This window comes from Aquitalea sp. ASV15 (assembly GCF_016429115.1).
Classification (GTDB): domain Bacteria; phylum Pseudomonadota; class Gammaproteobacteria; order Burkholderiales; family Chromobacteriaceae; genus Aquitalea; species Aquitalea magnusonii.
On the sequence record NZ_JAELTZ010000104.1, the window covers coordinates 1 to 3670 of the forward strand.

Sequence of the window (3670 nt, forward strand, 5' to 3'; positions counted from 1 at the left end):
AAGGCGGCATCACGCTTGCCCAGGCCGATGATGGCGCGGCCGCTTTCCGGAATCGATTGCACATAGGCCCACAATTGCAGTGCCGGCTGCAGGGTGCGGCCCATTTCACGGGCCACCGGGTTATGGCTCTGGATGCGTTGTTCGGCATGCAGATAGATGCCGACATCGTGGGTGAGATAACAGCCGGGGCGTAGCAACACCTGCAGGGGCTGGCCCAGATCAAGGCCGGAGAACTCGTCGGCCACCACGTCGTACCAGGCCGAGCCGGCACCGCTGAGCAGGATCTTCTCTTCGCGGAACAGCTTGCGGGCTGCATGCTCGCGGGTGCGTGCCACCACCTTGCGCAGGAAGGCGCGGATATCCTCTTCCTGCTGCAGCACGCCTTCGTAGATTTCCACACCGATCAGGCTGAGCGATTGTGGCCAGCGGGCAATGGCAGCCAGCACTTCATTTTCCTGCTGCGGTGTGCGCACCCCGGTACGGCCGCCTTCCACGCCGTATTCCAGCAGGATGCGCAAAGTTTGCCCGTTCTGGGCAAAGAACTGCCCTAGCGCATCGACATTGGCAGCGGAGTCGACAATGCAGCAGAAGCTGAAGTCGGGGTCTGCCTGTTGCAGGCGCGCGATGATGGCCATATTGGCCTTGCCCACCAGCTGGTTGGCCAGCAGGAAGCGGCGGATGCCATGCTGATAGGCTGCCTGCACCTGCGGGGCGGTGGCCAGGGTGATGCCCCAGGCGCCATGCGCCAGCTGCATGTGGAACAGCTGGGGGCTCATGGTGGTTTTGCCGTGCGGCGCCAGTTCCACGCCGTAACGCTGCATGAATTGCTGCATCCATTGCAGATTGTGTTCGATACGGCTTTGCCGCAGTAGTGCCACCGGCAAGCTGACATCCTCGCGCAGGATGTTCCAGCCCAGTTGGGCTACCTGTTGCAGAGTGCAGGAAGCGGGGCTGGCACCCAGTCCCTTGGTCGCCCGGTTCAGCATGTGTGCTGCGTGTTCCTGTTGCGCCATGGCCATCTCCTCATATGATTATTTTGAAAAAAATTATCAAAAAATGTAAAAACATTCATTAATTTTGAAAATTTATTTCAGCTAAGCCAGGAAACCCCTGTCTTTAGGTCAGGTTAAGTGCGGCATTATTGCGACACGATCCGGCTGACTTTCCGGCAAGTCGGTTCGGCTGGCATCTGACCTAAAGGATGTACCGTGCCGCCCTTCACGGCAGGTGTGGCAGCTGCTTGCGTCGGGGGGAAAGGGCCAGGCGTGGCGGGGGTAAGCGCTAAGTCAGCGGAAAGGCGAGGCTATTTTGCTGTCAAGGTCTGGCGAACAACGGTCGTGGCTGGGGCGGACGGCTGCGGGCAGCCGGGCTGTTGCCGGCATCCGCCGCGGAAATGACGCAGCAGATGGGCAGGTGCGGACCGGCAGGGCCCGGTCGGGAGGGGGCAGGCATGGCGGCGGGCTGGGCTGGCAGCCCGCCTGAAGGCGGGCTTGTTTCAGTGACTGATCAGGCTGGCGACCTTGGTGGTGATGATGTCCACCGCCGGATCGTTGGCGCCGTGGGGCAGTATCACATCGGCAAAGCGTTTGGTCGGCTCGATGAACTGGTTGTGCATGGGGCGCACGGTAGCCAGGTAGTGTTCGATCACATGGTCGGCACTGCGCCCGCGCTCGCGGATGTCGCGCTGCAGGCGGCGAATGAAGCGTACATCCGGATCGGTGTCGACGAAGATCTTCAGCGACATCATGTCGCGCAGCGCGGCATCGTACAGCGGAAACAGCCCTTCGATGACGATGACCGGTGCGGGGTTGACGCGGATGGTGTCGCTGGCGCGGGTATGGTGGGTGAAGTCGTAGACCGGCATGTCGATGGGGCGGCCGGCCAGCAACTCTTCGATCTGTTCGATCAGCAAGGGCCAGTCGAAGGCATGCGGGTGGTCGTAATTGGTGGCGAGGCGCTGTTCGAAGGTCAGGTGGGCCTGATCGCGGTAGTAATAGTCCTGCACGATGACGGCCGCCATGCCGGGACCGACGGTTTCCAGCACCTTGGCGGTGACCGTGGTCTTGCCGCTGCCGCTGCCGCCGGCAACGCCGATAATGAACGGGGTAGTCATGCTGTAAGCCTCTTGACGCAATAACGCATAAAAAAACGCGCCATTTTAATGAGTTATGGCGCGTTGTTCCATCAGGATTGCGGTATTTATTTGCCGGAGGCGGACGCCTGTTCTTCCTGCTGCGCCGCGGCCAGCCATTCCTGCATGGCGGGTAGCTGCTGCATGTGGGCGGCGTAGGCGGCGGCATGGCCGTGCAGGGGCACATGGTAGCTGCGGAAACGCCATACCACCGGTGCGAAAAAGGCGTCGGCAATGCTGAACTGGCCAAACAGGAAGGGACCGTTGCCCTGGTGTTGCTGGCGCAGGTTTTCCCACAGGCTGGTGATGCGGGCAATGTCGGCCTGGGCCGCTGCGCCCGGTGTGCTGGCCGGGAAGTCGCCACAGACATTCATCGGCAATGCGCTGCGCAGGGCGGCAAAGCCGGCGTGCATTTCTGCCACTACGGCACGGGCGATGGCGCGGGTGGCGGCATCATCCGGCCACAGCCCGGCAGCGGGAAAACATTCGGCCAGATATTCGCAGATGGCCAGGCTGTCACCGATGCGCAGCTGCTGGTCGATCAGCAGCGGCACCTTGCCGGCCGGGTTGCAGACGAGGATGCGTGCCTTGCAGTCGCTGGCCGTCAGGTCGATATGCTTTTCCTCGAAAGGCTCGTTCAGCATTTTCAGCACCAGCCAGGGGCGCAGCGACCAGGAAGACAGATTCTTGTTGCCGATGATCAGGGTAAACATGGGGCAGGCTCCGAGACCGCGCAGCGGGTGCTGGCGAGAGTAGCAAAGATTGTGAACAATCTTATAACAGCCTGTCGGCTCCGGCCAGCATCGCCCGTTTTTTAAGCAGCGGAAAGCACAACGCCCTGCAGGGCAGGGCGTCGACATGGCGGGGATGATGCTTGCTGCCACCAGACAGACCGGGCAAACAGCGTCACCGCAGTCAGCCGCCGCAGTAGGGCAAGGCGGCGCAAGGGGGGCGGGGCTTTTATTCGGCTTCGTCTATCCAGGCTTGCTGGATGGCTTCCAGCACCCGCTCGCCGCCACGGCTGTGATCGTCGTCGAAGTCCGGCAGGGCAACCACCCAGTTGTGCAGGTCGACAAAACGCACGGTCTTGGGGTCGATGTCGGGATGGGCCTCGACCAGTTCGATGGCGATGTCGTTAACGTCGGTCCATTTCATCTTGTTCTCCTAGCTTGTGCGCTAGCGCATCCAGCCCGGCGAACGGGCGGATGAAGCAGTCTTAATGGTGTTCGCGCGCGTGATTGATGGTGTAGCGCGGAATTTCCACTACCAGGTCTTCCTCGCCGATCACCGCCTGGCAGGACAGGCGGGACTGCGCTTCCAGCCCCCAGGCCTTGTCCAGCATGTCTTCTTCCAGCTCGTCCGCTTCATTCAGCGAATCAAAGCCTTCGCGTACGATGCAGTGACAGGTGGTGCAGGCACAGGACAGCTCGCAGGCATGTTCGATTTCAATATCGTGTTCCAGCAACACCTCGCAGATGTTTTTGCCGGTTTCGGCGTTGTCGATCACTGCGCCTTCGGGGCAGAGGTCGGCGTGGGGCA

Annotated in this window: 5 protein-coding genes; all 5 read right to left on the reverse strand. The window is 61.4% G+C overall.

Going from position 1 to position 3670, the window contains the following annotated elements:
• The coding region (locus JHD64_RS20840) for an alanine racemase (RefSeq protein WP_199055497.1) at nt 1–1013 on the reverse strand (1013 nt) is incomplete at its 3' end.
• A 482-nt stretch (nt 1014–1495) separates the two neighbouring features.
• Nucleotides 1496–2113 carry a uridine kinase gene (udk, locus tag JHD64_RS20845; protein WP_059286353.1) on the reverse strand — a complete coding sequence of 206 codons (618 nt, stop codon included), beginning with the start codon at nt 2111–2113 and terminating at the stop codon, nt 1496–1498.
• 86 nt (nt 2114–2199) lie between these two features.
• Complete coding sequence (locus JHD64_RS20850; RefSeq protein ID WP_199055499.1) at nt 2200–2844, reverse strand: glutathione S-transferase family protein; 645 nt, start codon at nt 2842–2844, stop codon at nt 2200–2202.
• A 247-nt stretch (nt 2845–3091) separates the two neighbouring features.
• Nucleotides 3092–3286 carry a Fe-S cluster assembly protein IscX gene (iscX, locus tag JHD64_RS20855; protein WP_059286355.1) on the reverse strand — a complete coding sequence of 65 codons (195 nt, stop codon included), beginning with the start codon at nt 3284–3286 and terminating at the stop codon, nt 3092–3094.
• Between the two features lie 61 nt (nt 3287–3347).
• On the reverse strand, nt 3348–3670 hold a 323-nt coding region (fdx, locus tag JHD64_RS20860; protein WP_199055508.1), incomplete at its 5' end, for an ISC system 2Fe-2S type ferredoxin.

What these genes read in the sequence shown, in the direction of transcription:
- udk (WP_059286353.1), bottom strand. Translation starts at nt 2,113, where the DNA reads ATGACTACCCCGTTCATTATCGGCGTTGCCGGCGGCAGCGGCAGCGGC.
- JHD64_RS20850 (WP_199055499.1), bottom strand. Translation starts at nt 2,844, where the DNA reads ATGTTTACCCTGATCATCGGCAACAAGAATCTGTCTTCCTGGTCGCTG.
- iscX (WP_059286355.1), bottom strand. Translation starts at nt 3,286, where the DNA reads ATGAAATGGACCGACGTTAACGACATCGCCATCGAACTGGTCGAGGCC.